A 25,561-nucleotide genomic window follows, 5' to 3' on the forward strand; every position below is an offset into this window, starting at 1 on the left:
GCGAAGGCGGGCAGCCGCGACCCGACCGGCAATCGCCGTGGGCGAGGTGACATGACGCCCAGGCTGGCCCCGCTCGCCGGACCGCCTCGGCCCTAAAAGCGGATAGATAGCCATAAGAGGCACCGAACGCCTCCCCCAGTAACATTGCACTCGACTGGTCGATCCAGTGCAGGGCGACAACGGTAAGAGACTGGTGGGCCGGCGACTGCCGGCCCACCAGATGTTCCTGTTGCAGCAACGGCGCGCTACAGAGCCGCGCAGTCACCGCCCTTGGCACCGGTCACCGTGTTCGGCGCGCCGAAGTCCTTCACCGCCGCGCTGTTGCCGGTGCAGCTCAGCGGTCCGTTGACCCGGCTACCGACCAGGATCGGCCCGTAGGCGCCGGCCAGCCGGCTGAACCGGTCGTTGGCCGTCACCTGGACGTTGTCCGACAGGGTGAGCGAGCCGTTGAAGGTGCTGCCCGCGATGGTCACGTCCCGGGTGGCTCCGGTGATCCGGGCGAGGCCGTTCACCGTGCTGCCGAACAGCTGCACCGCCTGAGCGCCGGTCGCCGTCAACCCGCCGTCGATCGAGCTGTCACTGACCACCAGCGAAGCGCCCGGACGCACCGACACCCCACCGTTCACCTGGGCACCCTTGAGGCAGGTCACCCCCTCGCTGACCACGACCCGCGGCTGCTGGCCGGTCAGGGTACGCGTGCAGTCGGGCGACGAGCCCGGCAGCACCGTGGCCCGGTAGGCGCTCGGCTCGCCGACGTTGCCGGCCGCGTCGATGGCCCGGTGCTCGACCAGGTGCGTGCCGAACCCCGGCACGAACCCGCCGCCCGGGTGGTCGTCGGGCAGGGTCTGCTCGAACGCCGCCTTCGACAGGCCGCCGGTACCGAGGTTGCCGTACGTCAGGGCCTTGATGTTCGTGCCCGAGTGACGGAACTGGAACGGCGACTCGGGCATCGGCTGCTCGGGGAACCCGAAGTAGTTGAACCAGCCGTCCTTGTTCAGCCGGAGCTGACCAACGACGTAGCGGTCCTCGGCATAGCCGGTGTGGTCGTCCTGCGGGTCCAGCCACATGTCCCACCCGTTGAAGTACACCGGGTGCTCCATGTTGTCCCCGAGCCGGGTCAGCGGCTCCGACAGGGTACGCGGCGCGGTCGGCATCGCGTTGTCGACGGTCCAGTCGATCCGGTCGGAGACGCCACCCGGATCGGCCGGGTCGGTCACCGTGGCGGCCAGCTGGTGGGTGCCCGGCGCCAGTTTCAGCGCGCCGAGGTCGAGGTTGCGGCTGTTGTGCGGGTTCGGCAGCGTCTTGCCGTCGAGCGACCAGGCCACGTCGAGGATCCGGTCGGCCGGGTGGTCGGTCCGCACGTAGACCACCTCGTCGCCGGCGACCGGCTGGGTGTTCGGCGTGGAGCCGGTGATGGTCGCGGCCGGCGACGACGGGGTCACCTTGGTGTCACCCACCGTCCACTGCCGGGTCTGCACGAACCGCGCTCCGTTGTAGCCCGAGTTCGTGGCCGTGTTGGCGGTCGACGGGTTGCGAACCCAGTCGATGCCGTCCGGCCCCACCGGGTCCCGCACCTCGACGTGCACCACGGTCCCGGCGGGCAGGTCCAACTCGCCGAGGTCGAGGCTGCTGCTGTTGTGCGTGTCGAGCACGGTGCCGTTCGGACCACCGACTCGCCAGGTGACCTGCAGCTCGTGGTAGCGCGGCTGTCCGGGCTCGACCCACAGCACGCTGTCGGACGCCACGGTGCCCAACGGGCTGTGCCGGACGTTCATCTGCCCGGAGTTACGCATCCCGGTCACCCGGGCGACCATGTGCTCGAGGCCGATCTGGTCGAAGTCGAACCCGATCCAGCGCATCATCGAGTGCTCGCTCGGCCGGCGCTGGCCGCACGGGTACATGCCGCCGCCCTCGTGCGTCCCGATCGTGCCGCCGGACAGGCTCTCCTCGCCGATCCAGCGCCACCACTTCTGCTGGTCCTCGACCATCTTCTGCGGGTCGCGGTAGATGGTGTGGTGGAAGCTGCTGGGCTCACCGCCGGTGTAGCAGGGCCGCACCACGTCGCGGGACGAGTACGGGTACTCGTCGACCAACGTGCCGAGCGAGTGGCCGATCTCGTGCAGCGAGATCAGCGGGCCCTGCGGGGAGCCGCCCGAGGTCGTCGCCTGGGTGCCGCCGATCCCGCCGTAGGTGAACGTGTTGAAGATCGCCAGGGTCTGCAGGTTCTGCGCCGTGCGCGGGATACCCAGGACCGGCGCGACGTAGTTGTCGATGATCCGGTTGTGCGCCTGGTTCCCGGTCTCGCACGGGTTCACACCCGCTGGGTAGTAGGCGGCGTAGCTCGCGCAGTTCACCGGCGCACCGCCGTAGACGGTGCCGCGCGACAGGGGATCGTTACAGCCGTTCTGGTAGATCATTCGCAGCGCGGTGTTCTTGGCGTCGATCGGGCCCTCGCGCTGGCCGGTGTCCCGGATCGTGCCGTCCGGGTTGCGTACCCGGCCGTCCGGGTCGCACCGGACGCCGTAGTCGATCGAGGCGATCTCCACCGCGTACACGTTGATGTAGTCGCGGTAGGTCCGGAACGGCTCCGTGGCCCACATGATGGCCAGGTTGCGGTCCACGTCCTTCAGGAAAATCCCCTGCTGGTCCCACTGGTAGCCGTCACCGAGGATGATCAGATTCAACCGCTCGGCCGCCGGGCCGGTGACTTGAATCGGATGCACCTTCGGGTTGGGCAACGGCATCGGCGGGCCGTCCGCCGGGGCGCCGCTCGCCGGGCCGGCGCCGGTCAGCAAGCCGGCCACCAAGGCTAGCGCCGCGAGGGTCGCGACCTTCAGTCTCACTCGCTCTCCACCTCACCTTCATCCGCCGGCGTTCCCTCCGGCCACCGGAAGCTGCCCCCGGTACCGAGCGAGAACCACCGGACACCTGACAGAACTTCCGTGGGCGCCGCCCGTCCAACGTCTACGTGCGCCGCCCACGGAAGCCTCCGTGCTACTTCGTCACTTGCCGATGCGCGACCGGGCGGCCGCCGACACGATGGCCCCGCGCTGCCCCGAGGTGACCACCCCAGCCGCGACCAGCTGGTCCGCGACCTGGTTGACGTGGGTCACGAACTGGCCGTGGTTCGACCACTGCTCCCCGTCGAGGAGGTGGTCGTTGATCGTGCAGTTGCCGGCCAGCGGGTGGTTGGGCACACCGCTGTCGACGCCGCCGACCACCACCGTCGCCCGGGCGTCGGTGCTCGCGCAGACCGGCATCGCCAGCGGGCCGCCGACCACGGGCAGCCGCAGGGCCGTTGCGGCCAGGTCGACGTTGAGCACGGTGCCCGGGGCCGGGTGCAGCGTGAACTCGTGGTCGGTGGAGAAGACCATCAGGCCGATCCGGTAGCCGGCCGGGATGACCTGGTCATCCGGCTGCAGCGGCACGGTCACGTCGACGAACTCGCCGGGCACGAGCGGCTCGCTCCGGGTGAGCGAGTGGCGGTTCTGCGGGTCCGCCCAGCCCCGGGTGATGATGCTCGTCGTGGTGCCCCGGGTGCTCGACTCGCAACCCGATCCGCCGGTCCACGGCAGCCGCACCAGCGCCACCGACAGGTTGGCCGCCGGCTTGCTCGCGCTCATCCGGAGCGTCACCTGCGCCGTACCGGAGATGTGCACCGGCGCGGTGAGTTCCGGCGTCACGTAGAGCAGCCGATGGTCGGACACCGTGGTGGCCAGCGCGCCGGCATTGCACGCGGTGTTGCCGGCATCGACCAGCGACTCCACACCCTTGCCGGGCCGAGCCAACGAGGTCAGCTCGCCGGTGGTGTTACCGCCGGGCTTCAGCACCATGGTGACCGGCGCCGCGGCCGGGTTGGGGTAGTCCGCGTACGGGGTGAGCTGGCTGGCACCGGTCTCGTTCCGCACCACCCAGGCCCGGGCGTCGTTCTCGACCCCGTTCTGGACGCCGTACAGGTAGCGGGTGAACCACCGGTTGCGCATGTCCAGCGGCGGGGCACCGCCGTGTCCGCCCTGGTGGTAGTACGCCTGCACCGGCGTCCCCTGTGCCTTCAGCGCCTCGAGGATCCGCACGCTGTGCTCGGGCACCACGTTCCAGTCGTTGAACCCGTGCGCCATCAGAGTGGCGGCCTTGACGGTCCCGACGGCGTGGAGATAGTCCCGACCGGCCCAGAAGTCGTTGTAGTCGCCGTTCGCCCGGTCCTGGTTGCGGTTCATCTCGCCGACCCGGATCGTGTCGATGCAGTACGCCCGGCGCTCCGGATAGCCGCTGTTGATGTAGTCGAACAGGTAGTCGATGTCCTCGCCGACCCAACCGCCGGGATTCCGGACCAGCCCGTTGGAGCGGTAGTAGTGGTAGTACGAGGTGTTCGGCGCGATCGGGATGATCGCCTCAAGACCGTCGACTCCGGTGGTCGCGGCGGCGAGCGGCAGAGTGCCGTTGTACGACGTACCGGTCATGCCGACCTTGCCGGTCGCCCAACCGGTCGCCGAGACCTCCTGATCCCCGGTGACGCTGGTGTAGCCCTTCGCGCGGCCGTTCAACCAGTCGATCACCGCCTTCGGCGCCAGCGACTCGTTGGGTCCGCCGACCGTCGGGCAGCCCTGCGACAGCCCGGTACCCGGAGAGTCGGAGTGGACCACGGCGAACCCGCGCGGCACCCAGGTGCTGACCTCGCTGGTGGACACCGAGGTCCGACCCGGCTGGTGGGCGATCGGTGGCGGTGAGAGCCGGGCCTGCGGTTGCTCACCGAGCTCGTGTCGCACGTTCCAGAAGTACTGCGACTGGCTGGACGCCGTACCGGCGTAGTAGGGGCTGCTCTCGTAGACAACCGGGACCTTCAACCCCTGCTCGGTCTGCGCCGGCCTGGTGACGTCCACGTGCATGCGGTCGAGCTTGCCGTCGCCGTCGGAGTCGAACTCGGTCTCCACCCACAACCGCTGGCGGATCCAGCTGCTGGAGTTCGCAAACTCCGGGACGATCTGAGCCTGCCCGTCGACGAAGACCGGCCCGACCTCATCCGGGCTGGCCGCGGCCGGTCCCGCAACCCCTAGCGAAAGAGCCAGCGTCACCGCGGCGGACACGGCGGTGAGGCCGGCCGCCCGCGGGCGCAGCTTTCGTCGCGCCATCAAGAGTCCCTTCTATCGTCAGCCGGCGATCCCGAAGGGCCCGGGCCGCCCGCCACAGTCGGTAGTTCGACCCGGCTCGTGTCGACGTGAGCAGTGAGGCGTGCTCGGTCTGATCCGGTTTCGTGCCATGGCTGAGGTAGCCAGCCGTCCGACCAACGCCGTCCCCCCTTGCCGGGGCATTCCGCTCCCCAGGCATCGCCGGAACCCGTCGGTCGCCTGCCGGCAGGCGACCGCCTCCGCCGCCTTCATTCACCGATCTCTCTGCCGGCCACAAGACCGTAGCTGGCAGCTCGGAGTGGGATCACCAGACAGCTGACGAAACTTCTGTGGGGTTCCAGCCATCCAACGTCGCAACGGGGTGGGGCAGCCCCGTCGCCGGATCGGGCTCAGCGATGTGGCCGGTACGTCGAGAGGGGCCGGGTCTCGACCGGGACTCCGGCCTGTCGACCGGCACGGATCCGCCACCGCCCGCAGTGGCAGGACTGGTAGTAGATGATCCCGTCGCTCGTCCGGTGCCGGGACCGGGTCCGCCAGACATGCCCGTCGCTGTCGCTCATGGTCACAGCCTGCTGTAATGGCATTATGCATCTCAACCCTTACGGCGCCGACCCGGTACGGCTGGCCGTCGAGCTGGCCAACGACCCGCCCCGATCGGTGCCGGAGCTGGCCCGCCGATGCCGGGCGGCCGGGGTGGTGATGGACATGCCGGTGCGGGACGTCGACCTCTCGGTCACCCTCCGGTTGGTCGAGGAGTGGTCCGAGATCGTCGACGCCGCCTCGGCGGACGAGCGGGCGGAGCTGCTCAACCGCATGCTGGCCAGCGCGTCGACGTACCCCCGGCTCACCAACCACGCGGGCGGGCCCTGGCACCTGCACTACCGGGACGACGGCGTGCCGTTGTCGGCCGTGCTCCGCGCTCTGATCAGTGTCGGCACCGCACTGCATCTGACCGGTCGCGGCATGGACCGGCTGGGCCGATGTGCCCGGGACGGGTGCCGGACGATCTACGCCGACCTGTCCCGGACCGGCAAGCAGCGCTACTGCTCACCCCGGTGCGCCAACCGTGACGCGGTACGCCGCCACCGCGCCCGGAGCGGTCCGGTGCGTTGAACCGGGCGTCCCGCCCCCGCGGCCAGTTTCGGCAGGTACGACAGCGTGGAGTTCTCCTCGCTGTACATGACGCTGCCCCGGCAGGGGACGCCGCTTGGCGGCAGGCACCGGGAACGGATCAGACCCAGCCGCGTCGACTGGCCTCGACCCCGGCGTGGAACCGGGACTTGGCGTGCAGGGCGGTGAGCACATCCTGGACCCGACGCCGGATCGTGCGAGTCGTCGTGTTCAACTGCCGGGCGATCGCCTCGTCCTTGAGCCCTGCCGCCAGCAACTTGAGCACCTGAAGTCCCTGCCCCTCCAGGGCGATCTCGTCCATGCCGAGCGGCACCGCCCGGCTCCAGCACGCATCGAAGAGCAGGACGAGCCCGTCGAGCAGGGGCGACGGGCGGACCACGATCGCGGACATGTTCTGCGGCGCGCGATCCATCGTGATCAGGGCGATCTTTCGATCGACGATGACCCCACGGAACGGCACGTCCGGATGCAGACGGGCCTCCAGGCCCCTCAGCGCGGCGAACTCGTCCGCCAACTGCTGGGGAAGATCGACCGGGTCGCACATCACCCGGAACCGGACGCCCCGGTTCAGGATCGACTCCTCCGTCGGAGCGGCTCCCGGCGTGTAGGGCCGGTGGTCCAACAACGCGACCTCCTCGGTCGCGTCCCGGAGGATCTGGTGGTAGCGCGCGCCCACGTTCTCCCACCCGTGCACGTGCTCGAGTGCCTGCCCGGTCATGGAGTCGTGGTGCACCTGACGGAAGCGCTCCTGCAGTTCGGGAAGCGCCGCGCGGACGTCGTGCAGGGTGCGTTCACGCGCCCGGACGAGGTCACGCAGCGCATGGTCGGGTTCGGCGGCCGACCACTGGTCGGGAACCCCGGTGATCGCCATGGCCTTGGCCCGCAGCACGAGCCCGTGGTCACGCAGCCAGGTCAGATTGGCGATGGTGCCGTCGGCGTCGAGATCGCACGCAGCCGCGAGTTCCGCGGTGGTCGCGGTCGGGCGCTCCAGCAGGAACAGGTAGATCGCGGCTGCGGCGTTCGGCATGCCGAGCCCGGCGGACATGGACTCCTCGGACATCATCTGCCACCCCTCAGGCTTCCTGGAGCGGATCATGTCCGCACCGCGAACCTCGCCGGAACCGTCGGTTGCCACACGACATACTGCGCTGTCGGCGTGTGGATCAAGGGAAGCATAGTGTCCGCAGGTGATCGGGCCGTTGGGCGCATACGACGACCTGCGCGAAGACCTCGTCCGCCCGGGGGCGGCAACCCCGGTCGGGAAGCGGGAGCCGCAGCGTTCGGGCCCCTGGCCGCCGTTCACCGACCAGGTCAACCGCCGCCCACGCAGAACGCTCGGCTGGGAAACCCCAGCCGAGCGCCTGCATGAACTACTCGCGGCCTGATCAACACGACCACGTGTTGCGACGACCCCTGGAAGCCGCCGTGGGATCGGGCCCTCGACGGGCCGAAGGCCGGCTCCGCGGGTTGTCAGGGCGTCATCGCTCGATGCCGAACGCCCTCTCGACGGTCTGCTCGACCTGGTGGCCCTTGGCGTCGGCCGCGGTGGTCCGCAGGCTCACGTAGCCCGACGTGTCGGCGGCCGTCGGCGTCGTGAACCTCGCCGTGTACGTGCCGGCCGTGCCGGTCGGCGTGAGGGTGAGGGCCAGCCAGGTCTTGCCGTCGTCGTAGGAGGCCCAGACCTTGACGTCGACGACGTCCGCGCCGCCGGCGAGCCAGGGCTTGGCGTTGACGGTCATCGTCTGCGGCACTCGGGGCTTGACCCGGTTGTCGAGGCCGGTGTCGACGTCGTAGGTGACCTGCGGCATCGAGATCGGCGTGTGGCTCGCGGTGCTGCCGCCGGCCTGGAAGCTCCACTTCGTGGTCGACCGCGTGGCGAAGCCCCACCCGGTCAGGGATCGGGAGGCCTCGAGTACGGCCTCGTACTCGGCGTTGCCGCTCGGGATCCGGAAGAAGTTGTACCAGTAGGTACCCTGCCCGATCTCGGTTCCGTCGCGGGTGAGCTTCATCGAGTAGGTGTCGCGGTAGTCGGCGAACTCGGCGTGGGTGGGGTCGCCGTCGGGGAACGGCGGCACCCCGATCGTCAGGGTCGCCTGGTTGTTCCAGCTCTGGTAGCCCTGCTCGAACAACCCCGGCTGGGTCGAGTCGATCGTGGGGTTGTTGACGACCTTCCACCAGTTCACCGTGCGGTGGCTTCCGGGCTGGTAGATGCGCCAGGTCCGGTCGTAGGTGAGGAACCCGGTGTCACCGAGGACCACGGCGGTCTGCACCTGCGTGCTCGGGTCGGCGGTCACCCACTGCTCCTGCACGGCTCCGAGCCGGGTCGGCACCTCGCTGGTCACCCAGTAGTAGCTGCCGGCGCGGCGGTTCCAGAAGACGCTCACCCCCGTGGTGACGTCGCGGGCGTGGTTGTTCGCCGTGATCCGCGCGGTCTTGCTGCTGTCGACCGGGATCCGCAGATCACCCTCGGGGACCGAGGCGAACGGGGTGGCCAGGCTGTAGGCGAACGGGCTGTACGGCGTACCCGCGAGCTTGACGACGACGTCGCGTGACGCGGCGAGCCGGGACAGCGCGGCGCCGTCCTCGCCGTACAGGGCGAAGGCGGGGACGGCCTGCGAGCCGGCCCGCGCCACCAGGCGTCCCGGTTGCGCGTTGCTCACCGCCACCGCTGCCGCGCCCCGCTTGGCCGCCGTCTCGATGACCTGGCTGATCGGCACGTCGGAGCGCGTGGCGAGCACCAGCTTGCCCTTGACGTCGACGCGGCTGAACTCGGCAGCCGTGCCCGACCCCACCACGGCGAGCTCCACGGACTTGTCGCCCTCGAACCTGCGGGCGCCGTCGAGCGGCGTCGGGTTGAGCGTCACCTCAGGGGCGCCCGGCACGGTCGCCGTCAACTGCGGGGCGACAAGGGTCGAATGGACCATGATCTCCTGCGAGCCGCTGGCCGGCGCCGCCGCCGACGGGAACAGGTGCACGTGCTTGACGTCGGGTGAGATGAGCGACATCACGTCGTGGTAGCCACCGCGGCCGTTCCGCGTCTGGTAGCCGATCGCGCTGCCGAGGCGCTCCGTCGGCCGTCCGGCGTCGACCTGGACCTCGGCGGCCTGCCGGGCGTCGAGCGTGTAGCTGACATCGCTGGTCGTGAGGTCGACGAACGACCGGTAGGAAGCAGCGGCGCTCTCGATCCACCAGCCCGACGCCTCGGGGGTGTAGATCATCGTCTGGACGCTGTAGACACCCGGCTTGACCCGTGCCGTGGCGACACCGTCGCGGAACGAGGCGCGCTGGAACTGGTAGAGGCCGGGGCTCTCGGGGAGCAGCAGCACCTGGCTCGGCCCGCCCGCCTTGGCGCCGTCACGCCCGATCCCGGTGATCTTGAGCTCGCGAAGGAACGGTTCCAGGTAGACGGCGAACGGGATCCGGAGGCTCACGGTCGAGTCGTCCGAGACCGCCGTGACGAATCCGCTGTAGAGCCGCTCCCGGGTCAGCCCGTTCGGGTCGAAGGTGAGCGTCACCGTGGCCGTGCCACCGGCGGCGACCGTGACCGTGGGCAGGTCGACGGCCAGTGCACCGGCCGGCATCGAGCCACCGGTGGCGGCGACCCCGGTGGCGGTCACCGAGAAGGTACGGCCGGTCGCCGCCTCGTTGTGGATCGTCACCTGCCGGCGGACCGGCTGGTAGGTGCCGTCGGCGGCATACCGCACCGCGCCGAGGTCGAGGGTCGCCGGGGTGGCCTTGGCCCGCTGGGTGGCGGCGCGGGCGATGTTGAGCCGTCCGGAGCCGCCCTGGTCGGCGCGGTAGCCGCCCTGGTCGGTCGAGTTCACCATGGCGGTCTTGAGCTGGTCCGCGGTCCACGTGGGGTGGGACTGCTTGAGCAGCGCCGCGGCGCCCGCGACGTGCGGCGTCGCCATCGACGTGCCACTCGCCGTGGTGTAGAGGTCGTTGACGGGAGTGCCCATGCTCGTCCCGCTCGCCCGGGCCGCGACGATGTCGACGCCTGGGGCGGTGAGCTCGGGCTTGACGGCGTAGTCGCCGATCCGCGGCCCTGTGCTCGAGAAACCTGCGAGGGCGTCGGACTTGCTGACCGCACCGACCGTGAGGGCGCGCGCCGCGGAGGCGGGCTCACCGATGGTGTTCGGGCCGCTGTTGCCCGCGGCGACGACGAAGAGGGAGCCGTACTGCTCCGTGAGCCGGTTGACCGCGGCGCTGATGGGCCCGTTGCCGTCGTCGGGCACCGGGGTGCCGAGACTCATGTTGATGACGTCGGCTCCGCTCGCGGCCGCCCATTCCATCCCGTCGATGATGCTGGAGTACGTCCCGGATCCTTCGTCCCCGAGCACCTTCCCGTTGATGAGGTCCGCGCCGGGCGCGACACCCTTGGCGCCGTTGCCGGCGCCGCTGCCGCCGATCGTCGCGGCGACGTGCGTGCCGTGGCCGAAGTGGTCGCCGGCGTCCGGAGAGTCGGTGAAGTTGCGGGCCGTCGAGACCCGGCCCTTGAGGTCGGGGTGGGTTGCGTCGACGCCGGTGTCGAGCACGGCGACCTTGACGCCCTTGCCGTCGTAGCCCGCCTGCCACAGCGTCGGGGCACCGATCTGGGGTACGGAGTCGGCGAGACTGACCTTGACCTTGGCGTCGAGCCAGATCTTGCCGACCCGGGCGGCCCTGCGCTCGGCCGCCGAGTCGTTGGCGCGCCAGAAGGCCGACGCCTGCCGCTTCGGCACCCGCGCCCCGAGGGAGTGGATGCTCTCCAGCCGGTTCCCGGCCTTGGCCGTGGTCGGGACGTTCGGCTCGGCCCGGCCGGTACGGTTGTCGAGCAGGAGCGGCAGCGAGTCGCTCTTCGCGTCGTCGTAGCCGCTCTCGACGAGGCCCTCGACGTCGAAGAGCGCCAGATCCACGGCGTTGCTCGTGACGGCCTCGTTGGCCGCGACCGGCACGACGTAGGTCGCCTTGCCGCTGCGGGTCACCTCTGCGGTGCCCCGGGACGGTCCGGTCGGGTCGAGGTTGATCGCCGGGTGGTCGTCGCCGGGACGGGTCGTCAGGGTGACGACGTCTCCGGTGACCAGCGTCAACCGGTGCTGCGTGACGCCCTGCCTGGTGGCGTCCTGCTTGGTCGGGGCCGTGCTCGCCGTCGGGGCCGATGCGTTCGCGGGTACGGCGCTCACTGTCGCCGCGATCACTCCGATCGCGAGGGTCGCCTGCGCCCAAGGGCGTCTGTTCCGTGCTGACATGCCGTTCCTCTCGATCCACGCCACCGGAAGGAGGCGGTATGGCATCCGAGGATTCCGATCCGGTGGCGTCCTGAACAGGCGAGAGCGCGTCACCTTCCGGACGATGTCCGCTTGCGGAAACGCCTCCGGGCCCGCCGGGATCTGATCGCGCCGATCCGGCCGCGGTTCTCGCCGGGTACCGCTGGGCGTCGGGCTGCACGTCGAAGCGTCGAACATTTTCGCACACGTGTTGACGTAACCGCACAGATACATTTACGTTCTTACATAGATCTGCATCGCGCCAGCCGCCCCCTCAGGAGCCGCCATGCGAACAGTTGCCACCACCACCCTCGCTCTCGTCCTCGCCATGACCGTCACCGTCCCGGCGTCCGCCGCAACGTCGGTCCACGACGTGACCGCAGCGCCGGCGGCCGAGCCGATCCTGGCGTCGACGCCACCGCTCGGTTGGAACAGCTGGAACACCTTCGCCTGCGACATCAACGAGAAGCTGATCCGCGACACCGCCGACGCGATGGTCTCGTCCGGGATGGCCGCGGCCGGCTACCGGTACGTCAACATCGACGACTGCTGGGCCGAGCAGGAGCGCGACCCGGCGACCGGGAAGTACGTCGCCCACCACGAACGGTTCCCCAGCGGCATCAAGGCGCTCGCGGACTATGTCCATGGCAAGGGGCTCAAGCTCGGCATCTACACCAGCGCCGGCACCCAGACCTGCGCTCGCACGATGCCGGGCAGCCTCGGCCACGAGGAACTGGACGCCCAGACGTTCGCCGACTGGGGCGTCGACTACCTCAAGTACGACAACTGCAACAACCAGGGCGTCCCCGCGCAACAGCGGTACCAGGCGATGGGTGACGCGCTGAAGAAGACCGGCCGGCCGATCGTCTACAGCATCTGCGAGTGGGGCGCCAACCAGCCGTGGCTGTGGGGTGACTCGGTCGGCGGCGACCTGTGGCGGACCACCGGCGACATCACCGACTCCTGGCCGAGCGTGATGTCGATCCTCGACCAACAGGTCGGGCTGGAGGCGTACTCCGGTCCGAGCGCCTGGAACGACCCGGACATGCTCGAGGTGGGCAATCCTGGCCTGACGCAGGGCGAGAGCCGCGCCCACATGAGCCTCTGGGCGTTGCTGAACGCGCCGCTGATCGCGGGCAACGACATTCGCTCGATGCCGGCGTGGGCGCGCAACCAGCTGACCGATCCGGACGTGCTCGCGGTCAACCAGGACTGGAGCGGGCGCCAGGGCGCGAAGCTGCGGGACTCCGGCGACACCGAGGTGTGGACCAAGAAGATGTCGGACGGTTCGGTCGCCGTCGTCCTGCTCAACCGGGCCTCGACGCCGGCCGTGCTCGGCACCACCGCGGCCGAGCTCGGGCTGCCGCCGGCCGACACCGGGTACGCGGTGCGGAACCTGTGGACCAACACCACGTCCGTCTCCGGTGGCACGATCCGGGCCCAGGTCCCCGGACACGATGCGGTGATGCTGCGGGTCAGCCCCGGCGGGAAGGGCCTGCCGCCGATGGTCGTGGTCGAGGCCACGCCAGGGAAGCCGTACGTCGACGGCGCCGAGGCGAACACCGTCACGGTGAAGGTCCACAACGACGGCACGACCGCCGTCACGAGGGCCCGGCTGCTGCTGACCGCGCCGCAGGGGTGGGCCGCGACGGCGACCGGGCCGACCCAGGTCGGCTCGATCGGTCCCGGCACGACCGGTACGGCCACCTGGTCGCTCACCGCGGACCGACCCGACCTCGGTCCGGTGGACCTGACCGCAAGCGCCAGTTGGACCTCGCGCAACCAGGTGTACAGCGGCACGGCAGCCGGACGGTTCACCGTGGCGACCGCACCCCCGGCCGGCTCGTCGCAGCTGTCCGACCTGACCTGGCTGTACGCCGAGAACGGCTGGGGCCCGGTCGAGAAGGACCGGAGCAACGGCGAGACGGCCCCCGGGGACGGTAAGCCGTTGACGATCGCGGGCACCGTCTATCCGAAGGGCCTCGGCACCCACGCACCGGGCAGGATCGGCTACTTCCTCGGCTCCCGCTGCAGCCGGTTCACCGTCACCGTCGGGATCGACGACGAGGTCGGTGACCGGGGCCGGGTCGGCTTCGAGGTGTGGGGAGACGGTGCCAAGCTCGCCGGCGCCGAGGCCACCGGAGCGGGCGCCGGCGTACCGCTGGACCTCGCGGTCAGCGGGGTGAACGTCATCGAACTTCGGACGGACACGCTCGACGACGCCAACTACGACCACGCCGACTGGGCGGCCCCGACGATCACCTGCACCCCTTGACCGGTCCGACGGCAGGCTCCGCACGCTGGGGAGCCTGCCGTCGGCACGTGCTTGCCCGGCCTGCTTCAGTTCTTGTCCAACACCGGGTCCGCGGGCTTCGGCCGGTCGAACGTGGGTCGCGCCGCCTGCCAGTGGCCACGGGTGAAGTCGGGCACCTTGACCGGATGCATCCGGCCGGTCTTCAACGACTCGTGGCTGAGCGGGATCACCGAGCACCACGCCGCCGAGTCGTAGACGTCGATGTCGGGGGTCATCCCGAGGCGCATCGTCTGGACGAGACGCCAGATGGCGATGAAGTCCCCGCCGCCGTGGCCGCCGTACTGGCCGGCCAGGCTCTCCAGCGTCGGCCACAACCAGTGGTCGTGCTGCCGCAGGATCGTGTTGTACTCGTTGCCGGTCCGCCAGCTGTGGTTGCTGTGCCCGAGCGACTCGAGGTAGACCCGGGCGTTGTCGAGCTCGATCGTCCCTCGGGTGCCGGTGAGCGTGGTCTCCCTGCTGTACGGGTGCGGGGAGTTCACGTCGTGCTCGACCCGGATGAACCGTCCGCTGGTCGTGGTGACGAAGCAGGTGTGCCGGTCGCCGGAGATGTAGGGCTCGTCATCCCAGGACGGGTGGTCGGGGCCGACCCGGGGGTCCTCGGCGCGGAAGAGCGCCAGCGCCTTGGGCAGGGACGCCACGGAGATCAGTTCCTCGAACCGGTCGCCGCGGTTGATGCCCAGGGTGGCCGACACCGGCCCCAGGCCGTGGGTGGGGTAGTGCGAGGCGTTCATCCTGGTCTGCCAGCGGCGCCGCCAATGCTCGGGGTAGTAGGCGCCGCCGAACGTGTACGGCCAGCGCAGGTCGTGGACGTATCCGCCGGAGGCGTGCTGCAGGTCGCCGAAGATCCCCTGCCGGGCCATGTTGAACATCGCCATCTCGGGGCGGAAGTAGTTGACGTTCTCCAGCAGCAGGCAGTGCTTCCTGGTCCGCTCCGAGGTGCGCACCAGCTCCCAGATCTGATCGAGGTACGGCGCGATCGGCAACTCGACGGCGACGTGCTTGCCGTGCTCCATGGCGGCCTTAGCCATGGGGTAGTGCCACTCCCAGGGGGTGGCGATGTAGATGAGGTCGATGTCGTCGCGGCGGACCAGGTTGAGATAGTCCTCCTCCCCCGCCGAGTAGCCGGCCGGCGGTGTGTCCTGGAAGCCCTGCTGCATGATCCGGCCGATGGTGCGGCTTACCCGTTCGGGCCGGATGTCGCAGACCGCGGTGACCGTGCCGACCGCGCCGAACCGTCGGTCCTGGTCGCCGCCGCGGTTGCCGAGGCCGATGAGCCCGATGCGGACTCGATCGAAGCCTTCGAACGGCACGTTGGTCATGCTCTTCTCGTCGCTGCCGCGGCGCGGTTCGGCGCCGGTGGAGTCGTCGGCGGCTGCGGGGGCGCCCACCGCGCCGCTCAGGCCGGCGGCGGCACCCAGCACGACACCGGACCGGAGCAGGTCACGACGGGACGGATTGAAGTGAGCGGATGGGGCCACGTGATCACTCCTTTGTGACGGAGACTGATCGAACCTGCCAAGTTGCTCTTGATATCGAGCAGTGTCGTTCAAAAGCTCATCGATGACAAGGGCCTGCGTCGCAAGAGCCTCGAACACCGGGGAATGCCGCGTGACGGATTGCCCAAGTGGCCGTCGTCGATTTACGCTCGGATCGCTGCCGAACCGCGCGGTTTCGCGCGCTCCGAGGAGTCCGTCGTGAGCAGCAGGTCGGAGTGTCATGACACACGTCGATGAGGAAATCGCCAGCCAGCCCGAGTGCTGGCAACGAGCCATCGCGCTCGCGGGCTCAATCACCGAACAGCTGCCCCGGCGCGGCGAGCGGGTCGCCGTCGTCGGCTGCGGCACGTCCTGGTTCATGGCGATGGCGTACGCCGGACTGCGCGAACGGGCCGGCCTCGGCGAGACGGACGCGTTCGCGGCGTCGGAGTTCCCGCGGCAGCGCCGCTACGACCGGGTGGTGGTGATCAGCCGATCCGGCACGACGAGCGAGGTGCTCGACGTCCTGCGCGCCATCGCCGGCGACACCCGCAGCACGGGCATCATCGGCGACCCGAGGTCCCCAGCCGTGGCCCTGGTGGACGATCCGGTCTGCCTGCCGTTCGCCGACGAGAAGTCCGTGGTGCAGACCCGGTTCGCCACGACCGCGCTGGCGGTGCTCCGCGCGCCTCTCGGTGAGCGCCTCGACCAGGCGGTCCGCGACGCGGCACAGGCCCTGACGGCACCGCTCCCGCTGGAACCCACCACGCTGGAACAGGTCACGTTCGTCGGCCGGGACTGGACCGTCGGCCTCGCCCACGAGGCAGGGCTCAAGTGCCGTGAAGCCGCCCGCTTCTGGGCGGAGGCGTACCCGGCCATGGACTACCGGCACGGCCCGATCGCCATTGCCGGCCCTGGCCGGGCGGTGTGGGCGTTCGGGGCCGTGCCGGCGGGACTGCCGGAGGAGGTGGCCGGCACCGGTGCCGCCTTCGTCCACTCCGTACGCGATCCGATGGCCGAGCTGATCCTCGCGCAGCGGCTGGCCGTCGCCCTGGCCCGCCACCGGGGACTCGACCCGGACGCGCCACGCCACCTGACCCGCTCGGTGATCCTGACCGGTGGCGAGACCGCCGGTACGGGGCTCGACGGATGATCCTCACCGTCACACTGAACGTCGCGCTCGACGTGACGTACCGCATCCCCGCCCTCGTTCCGGGCAGCACCCACCGGGTCGCGGAGGTGGCCGAGCGGGCGGGCGGCAAGGGCGTCAACGTGGCCCGCGTACTGCGTGCCCTCGGCGACCCGGTCGTCGCGACCGGGCTGGCCGGCGGTGCCTGCGGCGCGCGGATCCGGTCCCTGCTCGCCGACGAAGGGGTACCGGAGGCGTTCGTGCCGATCGCGGCCGAGTCCCGGCGCACGGTGGTCCTGGCCGAACCGGACGCGGCGACCGGGCTGTGGGAACCCGGGCCGAGGGTCGCCCCGGACGAGTGGAACGCCTTCCTCAGCCGGTTCGCCGATCTGGTACGCGGCGCGGCGGTGGTCGTGCTCTCCGGCTCCCTGCCGCCAGGGGTACCAGCCGATGCGTATCGCGCGCTGATCGGGGCGGCCCGCGACGCCAACGCCCGGACGGTGTTGGACAGCAGCGGTGCGCCGTTGCGGCACGGCCTGCGCGCGCGCCCCGATCTGGTCAAGCCGAATACCGAGGAGCTCACCGGCCTCGTCGGGCAGGCGCTCCCCGGGCCGGCTGCGGCCGTCACCGCGGTACGCGCGCTCGAAGCGCGTACCGTCGTGGCCTCGTTCGGGCCGGAGGGACTGCTCGCCCGGACCGGACAGGGCAGCTGGCACGCGTTCCTGCCGCATCCGGTCGTTGGCAACCCGACCGGGGCGGGGGACGCCTGCGTCGCCGCACTGGCCCACGGCATGATCCACCGCCGGCCCTGGCCAGAACGGCTCACCGACGCGGTGGCGCTCTCCGCGGCGGCGGTGCGGGCACCGGTGGCGGGAAGCGTGGACCTGTCCGACTACCGGCGGCTGCGCCGGGCTGTGACCCTCAAGGAGCTGTGATGCCGCTGGTACCGACCGGACAGATCGTCGCCGCCGGGCCGGTCTGCGCGTTCAACGTGATCAGCCTGGAGCACGCCGAGGCGATCGTCGCCGGCGCGGAGGCCGCGGCGCGACCGGTGATCCTGCAGATCAGCGAAAACGCCGTACGGTTCCACGACTCTCGGCTCGCCCCGATCGCCGCCGCGACCCGGGCCGTCGCGGCGGCGGCCACGGTCGACGTGGCGCTGCACCTCGACCATGTCGTCTCCCCCGACCTGTGGCGCCAGGCCCCGGAGCACGGCTTCGGCTCGATCATGGTCGACGCGTCGAGGTTGCCGTACCGGGAGAACGTCGCGACGACCCGGGCGGTCGCCGAATTCGCCCACGCCCGGGGACTGTGGGTCGAGGCCGAGTTGGGCACGATCGGTGGGAAGGACGGCGAGCCGCCGGTGGACCCGCACGCCCCCGGTTCCCGCACCGACCCGGCCGAGGCGGCGTCGTACGTGGCACGGACCGGTGTGGACGCCCTCGCCGTCGCGGTCGGCTCCACGCACGCCATGACCACCCGCAGCGCCGTGCTGGACCACACCCTGATCGGGCGGCTGCGGGCCGAGATCGCGGTGCCGCTGGTGCTGCACGGCTCGTCCGGCGTGCCCGACGAGGAGCTGGGCCGGGCCGTGCGCGGTGGCATCGTCAAGGCGAACATCGGTACGGCGCTGAACGTTGCCTTCACCGGCGCCGTGCGCGGCAACCTGGCCACGCACCCCGAGCTGGTCGACCCGCGCCGGTATCTGGCGTCGGCCCGGGAGGCGATGGCCGAGACAGTGACCCATTTCTGCCGGCTCGTGTCCGGCGCGGCCAACCCGCCGGCATCGATGGCCGGACGAGCGCCGACCGTGACCGAATCGTGAGCGGTTGGTCTTGACGTCGATCGACCGCCGTCACAGAATCGCAATAGCGGCGCGATCATGAATGATTAGCGCGTTAGTCGGTCAAGAACAGTCAGCGACATCCCGGATCTGATCACAGCTGTTCATGGTCCATCCATCATGGAGGCAGAGATGAAACGGTTCCTGCGCCTGTCGGCGGCAGTCGTGCTCGCCGCCCTGACCATGACCGCCTGCGGTTTCGGCGGCAAGGACGACGCAAGCGGCGACAGCAGGAAGCTGTCGCTGCTGGTTCCCAGCTACAGCAACGGCACCAAGGCCCTCTGGGAGGGCATCATCGCCGATTTCCAGGCGAAGCACTCGGACATCACCGTCAACCTCGAGATCCAGTCCTGGGACAACATCAACGACGTCATCCGCACCAAGGTGCAGGCGAAGGCGACGCCGGACATCCTCAACATCGACGCCTTCTCCGGCTTCGCCTCCGACGACCTGCTCTACCCCGCCGCCGACGTGGTCTCCCCCAACACCCTGGCCGACTTCCAGGATTCCTTCGCCAAGAACGCCTCGATCGACGGCACGATGTACGGCCTGCCGATGATCGCCTCGGCCCGCACCCTCTTCTACAACCAGGAGCTGCTCGACAAGGCGGGCGTGACCAAGCCCCCGGCAACCTGGCAGGAGCTGTACGACGCCGCGCAGAAGATCAAGAACCTCAACGCGGGTGTCTACGGCTACGGCATGCCACTGGGCAGCGAGGAGGCCCAGGCGGAGACCTCGATCTGGATCTTCGGCAACGGCGGCTCCTGGCACGAGGGCGACAAGATCACCGTCGACAACCCGCGCAACGTCGAAGCGGTGCAGTTCATGAAGCGGATGATCGACGCCGGGCTGACCCAGCCCGACCCCGGAGCGAGCGACCGCACCCCGATGCTGGACGTGTTCATCCAGGGCAAGATCGCCATGGCCGTGGGGCTGCCTCCGACGGTGGGGCAGATCGCGCAGAAGAACCCCCAGCTCAAATACAGGACCGCCCCGATTCCCACCAAGGACGGGCAGCCGATGACGCTCGGGGTGGCCGATCACCTCATGGCCTTCAAGAACGACGGCAGCAAGCAGGAGGCGATCAAGGCCTTCCTTGACTACTTCTTCAGCGCCGAGGTCTACCAGAAGTTCGTCGACACGGAGGGCTTCCTGCCCACCACGAAGTCCGGGGCGGAGGCGCTGAAGGACAAGAAGGAGATCGCCAGTTTCCTGGAGGTCCTGCCGGGCGCCCGGTTCTACCCGAGCACCAACCCCCGCTGGGCGGCCACTCAGGGCGCGCTCCAGGGCCAGATCGGCCAGATCGGGCAGGGCAAGCAACCTCAGGCCGTGCTCGCCGGCATCCAGGCCAAGGCCGACGCTTAGCAGCGGCCGTCGCACTCATCCCATTGAGGACACGATGAGCGAGCAGAACACCCAGGTGCAGCTGCCGCCCGGCAGGTCCGCACCACCGGCGCGCCGGGAGCTGGTGCGGGCCCTGCCCTGGCTGCTGCCCGCGCTGACTCTGATCCTCACGATCGTCCTGTTTCCCGCCGCCTACATGGTGTGGACGTCCTCCCGGGACGTGTCGCAGGCCGGAGTCGACCGTGGCTCGGCGGGACTCGACAACTTCGTGGCACTGCTGAACTTCCCCGCGCTGGGCAGGGTGTTCACAAACACGATCATCTGGGTCGTCGGCGTGGTCCTCGTGACGCTGCTGATCTCCCTGGCTCTGGCGCAGTTGCTGAACCAGGCCTTCCCCGGCCGGCGCCTGGTCCGGCTGGCGGTGATCGTGCCATGGGCAGCCAGCGTCGTGATGACCTCGACCGTCTTCTACTACGCGCTCGACCCCTTCTACGGCGTGTTCAACCAGTTCCTGGTCGACCTCGGCATCCTCGACGCCGGGTTCGGCTTCACCCGCCGACCGGTGCCCGCGTTCGTGGTGTCCATGGTGGTGGCGGTGTTCGTGTCCCTCCCGTTCACCACCTACACCATCCTCGCGGGCCTGCAGACGGTGCCGGACGACATCGTCGAGGCGGCTCGGATGGACGGCGCCGGGCCCGGGCGCATCTACCGCAGAATCGTGCTGCCCATCCTGCGGCCCGCGATCGCCGTCGCGGTCCTCATCAACATCATCAACGTCTTCAACTCCCTGCCCATCCTGCGCACGATGACCGGCAGCATCCCCGGGTACGACGCCGACACCACGACCACGTTGATCTTCAAATACGTACAGCAGGACCGGCAGGTCGATCTCGCCAGCGCGCTCAGCGTGGTGAACTTCCTGATCGTTCTCGCGGTGATCGGCATCTACCTGGCGGCTCTCCGACCGATGAGAGACGAGTAGCAGTGGTTACCACGACCCCCGAGACGACCGGCCGGCGTGCGGGCCCGAGCGCGACGGACGCGCACCGAGGCGCCCGACCGCGCCGCCGCCACGGCCGGCGCTGGACGAAGACGACCGCCGGCGTGGTGGTGGCGCTGGTGTTCCTGGCGCCGTACGTGGTGATGCTCATCGGGTCCGTCAAGCGACACGCGGAGATCCTGCGCATCCCGCCCACCTACCTGCCGACGGAGTGGATTCCGGCCAACTACCTCACCATGTGGTCCACGCCCGAGGCGCCACTGCCGTACAACCTGGCCTCCACCCTGATCATCTCGCTCTGCGGGACCGTGCTGGTGCTCGCGGTCGCCCTGCCCGCCGCCTACTACACGGCCAAGCACCCGTTTCCCGGCCGCGGGGTGTTCCTGCTGCTCGTGCTGGCCACCCAGATGCTCCAGCCGACCGTGCTGGCACCCGGACTGTTCCGGCAGTTCCTGGCGCTCGGCATCGACGACACCTGGCTGGCGATGATTCTCGTCAACGCCGCCTTCAACCTCAGCTTCGCCGTGTGGATCATGCACAGCTTCTTCGCCGGCCTGCCCAAGGAGATCGACGAGGCGGCGCTGGTGGACGGCGCCAGCAAGCTCCAGACGCTACGCCACGTGACCCTGCCGCTGGTCTGGCCCGGCATCGTGACCGCCATCATCTTCACCTTCATCGCCTGCTGGAACGAGTTCGCGGCGAGCCTGGTCATCCTCACCACCGCGGAAAACCAGCCGCTGTCGGTGGCGATCACGAAGTTCGTCGGCCAGTACGACTCCGCGTGGCATTACGTGTTCGCCGTCTCGATAGTTAGCATCGTGCCCGTGGTCATCCTCTTCGCGCTGGTAGAGAAGCGCCTGGTTGCGGGTCTGACGGCGGGAGCCGTGAAATGACCTCGACCGAGACCGCGACGGGGGCCGCCGCGGGCGGCGGGCTGGCCGATCGCGCTCGCCGGCTACAGGCTCTGCTGGAGATCCTGGCCGAGCGGGGCGGGCGGCTCTCCGTCCTCGAGGCCGCCACCGCGTTGCAGGTTTCCGAAGCGACCGTCCGCCGTGATTTCACCGCCCTGGCCGAACAGCACCTGGTGACCCGCACCCACGGTGGCATCGTGGCCAGCTCGGTCGCCTACGATCTGCCGGTCCGCTACCGCCACCGCGGCGACCACAGCACCAAGGAACGCATCGCCGCCACCGCCGCCGGGCTCATCGAACCGGGCAGCGTGGTGGGGTTGAACGGAGGCACCACCACCTCGGCCACCGCCCGGCACATCGCGGCGCGACCCGACCTGGCGCAGGCCACCCACCGGCCGGCCCTGACGGTGGTGACGAACGCGCTGAACATCGCCACCGAGATGGTGCTGCGACCGTCCCTGCGCACGGTCATCCTCGGCGGGGTCGCCCTGCCCCAGTCGTACGAGCTGACCGGGCCGCTGACCAGCATGGTCATGCAGGCCCTGTGGCTGGACACCCTCATCCTCGGCGTCGACGGATTCTCCATCGAGGGGACCTCGTGCCACGACGAGAGCGAGGCGGGCATCGACGCCTTGATGGTCAGCCGGGCCCGCCAGGTGGTCGTGGTGGCCGGCTCGGAGAAGCTCGGCCGCCACTCCTTCGCCAAAATCTGTTCCGCATCGGCCGTGCACACCCTGGTCACCGACGACGCCGCCGACGAGAAGGTTGTCACCGATCTGCGGGCCGCCGGCGTCACGGTGCTCCTGTCCTAGGCCCCTTCCACCGATCATGGCCGCGTGTCACGCTCGGCTATCCGGGCGTCATCGGTAGCAGCACGACGAACCGGGTGTCGCCGGGCTGCGACTGCACCCGGATGTCCCCGTGGTGTTTGTTGACGATGATCCGGTAGGAGATGTCCAAGCCGAGGCCGGTGCCTTCGCCGACCGGCTTCGTCGTGTAGAACGGTTCGAAGATGCGCGGCCGGATCTCCGGCGGGATACCGCTGCCGGTGTCGCGGATCTCGACGATCAGCCGGTCCTCCTTGCGGCCGGTCCTGACCGTCAATGTTCCGGTTTCGCCCATCGCGCCGAGCGCGTTGTCGACCAGGTTGGTCCAGACCTGGTTCAGCTCGGCGGCGTACGCCGGGATGGCCGGCAGGTTCTCGTCGTACTCCTTCACCACCTGCACCCCGGACGGGATCTTGGCCTGGAGCATGACCAGGGTGGCGTCGAGCAGGTCGTGGACGTCGACGGTCTGGTAGGGCGCCCGGTCCAGCTGGGAGTACTGCTTCGCGGCCCCGACGAGCCCGGAGATCCGGCCGACGGCGTCGTCGATCTCGCCCATCAGCAGCTCGGTGTCGATGGTGTACGTGATCCAGTGGATCGCCGACTCCAGGTCGTCGGTGCCGACAGCGGCGTCGACCTGGCTCAGCCACCCCGCGTCGATGCCGCCCGCGACCAGCGTCGGGGCGACCTCCCAGGCCCCCCGGACGCCGTGGTCGTCGAGCCAGTCGGCGAGCTCGTCCTCGGCGTCGCTGGCCGCGAGAGGGGTCAGCGGCGGCGCGGTGGCGGCCCGCTTCACCGCCTCCTCCTGCAGGGCGACGAGGTCGTGCAGGCGCCGGCCGTCGAGCCGACCGTCGGCGATCAGCGCGAGCTTGTGACGCATCTTCGCGACCCGGCCGCGCAGCGCGGAGGTGGCCCGGACCGCGGCCGCCGCCGGATTGTTGAGCTCGTGGGTCAGCCCCGCCGAGAGGGCGCCCAGCGCCAGCAGCCGCTCCCGTTCGCCGACGATGGTCTGCGTGTTGCGCATCCCGATGAACAGCCCCTCCAGGAGATGGGTGGCCATCGGGAACCAGGTACGCATCGCCTCGGCGATGATCTCGGCGGGCAGCGCGAACACCGCGCAGTCGGTCACCGCGAAGAGGCTGTTGGCGTACCGCTGCTCGGCCAGGTCACCGACGTACGCCTGCGTCGCCCCGCCGTACACGCCGCGCTGGCTGGTCCGGCTGACCTCGACGTCGTCGCCCTGCACCCGGCGGCGCATCGCCACCGTGCCGTCGAGCAGCACGTAGAAGCAGCTCGCCGGCTCGCCCTCGACGTACACGGCCTCGCCGGCGGGGCGCTGTTCGACCCGGCCGTGTTCGGCCAGGTGCGCCAGCTGCTGCGGGGTGAGCGCCTCGAAGAGGAAGAGGCCACGAAGCTCGTCGGGGGTGAGCCGCCCGGGTTCGCAGGTCACTGTGCCTCCAGGTAGCGGTGCACGAGCGACACGGCCATCGCACCCTCGCCGACGGCCGAAGCGACCCGCTTGACCGATTCGGCCCGTACGTCGCCGGCGGCGAAGACCCCGGGCATGCTGGACTCCAGGTGGTACGGGTCGCGCGGCAGGCTCCAGCCGGACGGCCGGCGGCCACCCCGGGTCAGGTCGGGGCCGGTGAGGACGAACCCGCGCGGGTCACGGGCGACCGCGCCGTCGAGCCAGTCGGTGCGGGGCTCCGCTCCGATGAACACGAACAGCCACGAGGTGTCGACGCGGCGGACCTCGCCGCTGCGGATGTCGCGCAGGGTCACCTCCTCGAGGTGCTCCTGGCCGGCCCCGCCGACCACCTCCGTGTGCGGGTGGACTTCGATGTTGTCGATCTGTGCGATCTGCTCGATCAGGTAGCTGGACATCGACCGGGCCAGGTCGGCGCCACGGATCAGCAGGTGCACCCGTCGGGCGTACCGGGAGAAGTGCACGGCGGCCTGGCCGGCGGAGTTCGCCCCGCCCACGATGTAGACGTCCTGCCCGGAGCAGCTCGGCGCCTCGCTCGCCACCGAGCCGTAGAAGCAGCCGCGGCCGGTCAGCTCCGCCAACCCGGGTGCGGGGAGCATCCGGTACGAGACACCGGTGGCGAGCACGACGGTGTGGGTGGCGATGCTGCTGCCGTCGGCGAACCGCAGCACGCGTGCCGCCCCGGCGTCCTCCAGGGCCACCACCTCGCGGGCGCTGAGCAGTTCGGCGCCGAACCGCAGCGCCTGCCGGCGGGCCCGGTCGGTCAGCTGGGCACCGGAGACGCCATCCGGGAAACCGAGGTAGTTCTCGATCCGGCTGCTCTGCCCGGCCTGCCCGCCGGTGGCCCGCCGCTCGATCAGCACGGTCCGCAGCCCCTCCGAGGCGCCGTAGACGGCGGCGCCGAGCCCGGCCGGGCCGGCCCCGACGACCACCAGGTCGTAGAAGTCCGCGGCCGGCGCCGTGGTCAGCCCCACGTGCGCGGCCAGGTCGGCCTCGGCCGGCTGCACCAGCGACTTGCCATCGGTCGTGACGATCAGGGGTACGTCGTTCGCGGTCACCCCAGCCGCCACCAGCAACTCGGCGCCCTCGGGTTCGTCGGCGAGCACCCAGCGGAACGGCACCAGGTTGCGGGCCAGGAAATCGCGCGCCTTGAACGAGGGGGCCGACCAGCGGTGCCCGACCACCCGCAGCTCGGTGGTGGGCGCCGCCGCGGTGGCCCGCCACGCCTCCAGCAGCGAGTCCAGCACCGGATAGAGCTTCTCCTCCGGCGGATGCCAGGGCTTGAGCAGGTAATGGTCGAGGTCGACCACGTTGATCGCGTTGATCGCCGCGTCGGTGTCGGCGTACGCGGTCAGCAGCACCCGGCGCGCCGCCGGGAAGAGATCCATGGCGGCCTCGAGGAACTCGATGCCGTTCATCTGGGGCATCCGGTAGTCGGCGATCAGCACGGCGACCTGCTCACCGCGCAGTTTCAGCTCGCGCAGCGCCTCCAGCGCCGTCTCCGCGGAGTCGGCTCGTACCACCCGGTAGCGGTCGCCGTAGCGGCGGCGGATGTCGCGGGCGACCGCCCGGGAGACGGCCGGGTCGTCGTCGACGGTGAGGATCGCGGGGTTGGGCATGGCGTCAACTAAAGCACTTCTCGCGAGGTAGGCCCGAGCGGGAAGCCCGGCTGCCGAGCTGCCCGCGTCCGCGGCCGCCGCCCGACTCGGTCAATCGGCCGCCCGACAGCTTC

The 25,561-nt window shown here is 70.2% G+C and carries 17 protein-coding genes; 9 read left to right on the forward strand and 8 right to left on the reverse strand.

The features are described 5' to 3' along the window. Positions 1 to 245: 245 nt before the first annotated feature. The 3 genes from ACFYML_RS20720 to ACFYML_RS20730 all read right to left on the reverse strand — a co-directional run bounded on the left by ACFYML_RS20720 (position 246) and on the right by ACFYML_RS20730 (position 5,686). Entirely contained in the window at positions 246 to 2,843 is a 2,598-nt protein-coding gene (locus ACFYML_RS20720; protein WP_387422187.1) for a M64 family metallopeptidase, read from the reverse strand. A gap of 159 nt (positions 2,844 to 3,002) precedes the next feature. Then, entirely contained in the window at positions 3,003 to 5,129 is a 2,127-nt protein-coding gene (locus ACFYML_RS20725; RefSeq protein WP_387422188.1) for a Xaa-Pro dipeptidyl-peptidase, read from the reverse strand. A 386-nt stretch (positions 5,130 to 5,515) separates the two neighbouring features. After that, entirely contained in the window at positions 5,516 to 5,686 is a 171-nt protein-coding gene (locus ACFYML_RS20730) for a hypothetical protein (protein ID WP_387422189.1), read from the reverse strand. Positions 5,687 to 5,711: 25 nt separating this feature from the next. Here ACFYML_RS20730 and ACFYML_RS20735 point away from each other — a divergent pair, with 25 nt between their 5' ends. Beyond that, entirely contained in the window at positions 5,712 to 6,239 is a 528-nt protein-coding gene (locus ACFYML_RS20735; RefSeq protein ID WP_387422190.1) for a CGNR zinc finger domain-containing protein, read from the forward strand. Between the two features lie 118 nt (positions 6,240 to 6,357). On the opposite strand, the gene ACFYML_RS20740 is transcribed toward ACFYML_RS20735, so the two are convergent. Together ACFYML_RS20740 and ACFYML_RS20745 are read right to left on the reverse strand one after the other, a co-directional pair. Continuing rightward, positions 6,358 to 7,572 carry a LuxR C-terminal-related transcriptional regulator gene (locus ACFYML_RS20740; protein ID WP_387422192.1) on the reverse strand — a complete coding sequence of 405 codons (1,215 nt, stop codon included), beginning with the start codon at positions 7,570 to 7,572 and terminating at the stop codon, positions 6,358 to 6,360. Positions 7,573 to 7,735: 163 nt separating this feature from the next. Beyond that, entirely contained in the window at positions 7,736 to 11,485 is a 3,750-nt protein-coding gene (locus ACFYML_RS20745) for a S8 family serine peptidase (RefSeq protein ID WP_387422193.1), read from the reverse strand. A gap of 304 nt (positions 11,486 to 11,789) precedes the next feature. On the opposite strand from ACFYML_RS20745, the gene ACFYML_RS20750 reads away from it, so the two are divergent. Continuing rightward, a complete protein-coding gene (locus tag ACFYML_RS20750; protein WP_387422194.1) occupies positions 11,790 to 13,778 on the forward strand; it encodes an NPCBM/NEW2 domain-containing protein in 1,989 nt (662 codons plus the stop codon). Between the two features lie 65 nt (positions 13,779 to 13,843). Here the strand turns inward: ACFYML_RS20750 and ACFYML_RS20755 are convergent, their stop codons facing one another. Continuing rightward, positions 13,844 to 15,295: a Gfo/Idh/MocA family oxidoreductase gene (locus tag ACFYML_RS20755; protein WP_387422195.1), complete on the reverse strand. Its 1,452-nt coding sequence runs from the start codon at positions 15,293 to 15,295 to the stop codon at positions 13,844 to 13,846. A gap of 238 nt (positions 15,296 to 15,533) precedes the next feature. Between ACFYML_RS20755 and ACFYML_RS20760 the strand changes: the two genes are divergently transcribed. The 7 genes from ACFYML_RS20760 (at position 15,534) to ACFYML_RS20790 (ending at position 22,331) form a co-directional block, all read left to right on the forward strand. Beyond that, positions 15,534 to 16,445 carry an SIS domain-containing protein gene (locus tag ACFYML_RS20760; protein WP_387422196.1) on the forward strand — a complete coding sequence of 304 codons (912 nt, stop codon included), beginning with the start codon at positions 15,534 to 15,536 and terminating at the stop codon, positions 16,443 to 16,445. Then, on the forward strand, positions 16,442 to 17,356 hold the full coding sequence (locus ACFYML_RS20765; RefSeq protein ID WP_387422197.1) for a 1-phosphofructokinase family hexose kinase: 915 nt from the start codon (positions 16,442 to 16,444) through the stop codon (positions 17,354 to 17,356). Before ACFYML_RS20760 ends, ACFYML_RS20765 begins: the two co-directional genes overlap by 4 nt. Beyond that, positions 17,356 to 18,246: a class II fructose-bisphosphate aldolase gene (locus ACFYML_RS20770; protein WP_387422198.1), complete on the forward strand. Its 891-nt coding sequence runs from the start codon at positions 17,356 to 17,358 to the stop codon at positions 18,244 to 18,246. The genes ACFYML_RS20765 and ACFYML_RS20770 overlap by 1 nt, the downstream gene beginning before the upstream one ends. A gap of 150 nt (positions 18,247 to 18,396) precedes the next feature. Next, a complete protein-coding gene (locus ACFYML_RS20775) occupies positions 18,397 to 19,629 on the forward strand; it encodes an ABC transporter substrate-binding protein (RefSeq protein ID WP_387422200.1) in 1,233 nt (410 codons plus the stop codon). Between the two features lie 34 nt (positions 19,630 to 19,663). Then, positions 19,664 to 20,590 (forward strand): carbohydrate ABC transporter permease, encoded by a 927-nt coding sequence (locus ACFYML_RS20780; protein WP_073834010.1) that lies wholly within the window; start codon positions 19,664 to 19,666, stop codon positions 20,588 to 20,590. 2 nt (positions 20,591 to 20,592) lie between these two features. After that, complete coding sequence (locus tag ACFYML_RS20785) at positions 20,593 to 21,501, forward strand: carbohydrate ABC transporter permease (protein ID WP_387422201.1); 909 nt, start codon at positions 20,593 to 20,595, stop codon at positions 21,499 to 21,501. Next, positions 21,498 to 22,331 carry a DeoR/GlpR family DNA-binding transcription regulator gene (locus tag ACFYML_RS20790; RefSeq protein WP_387422202.1) on the forward strand — a complete coding sequence of 278 codons (834 nt, stop codon included), beginning with the start codon at positions 21,498 to 21,500 and terminating at the stop codon, positions 22,329 to 22,331. The genes ACFYML_RS20785 and ACFYML_RS20790 overlap by 4 nt, the downstream gene beginning before the upstream one ends. 37 nt (positions 22,332 to 22,368) lie before the next feature. On the opposite strand, the gene ACFYML_RS20795 is transcribed toward ACFYML_RS20790, so the two are convergent. Beyond that, a complete protein-coding gene (locus ACFYML_RS20795; RefSeq protein WP_387422203.1) occupies positions 22,369 to 23,793 on the reverse strand; it encodes an ATP-binding protein in 1,425 nt (474 codons plus the stop codon). Next, positions 23,790 to 25,448: an FAD-dependent oxidoreductase gene (locus ACFYML_RS20800; protein ID WP_387422204.1), complete on the reverse strand. Its 1,659-nt coding sequence runs from the start codon at positions 25,446 to 25,448 to the stop codon at positions 23,790 to 23,792. Before ACFYML_RS20800 ends, ACFYML_RS20795 begins: the two co-directional genes overlap by 4 nt. Positions 25,449 to 25,561 lie beyond the last annotated feature (113 nt).

The sequence above is a fragment of the Micromonospora sp. NPDC007230 genome (genome assembly GCF_042869115.1).
Classification (GTDB): Bacteria; Actinomycetota; Actinomycetes; order Mycobacteriales; family Micromonosporaceae; genus Micromonospora.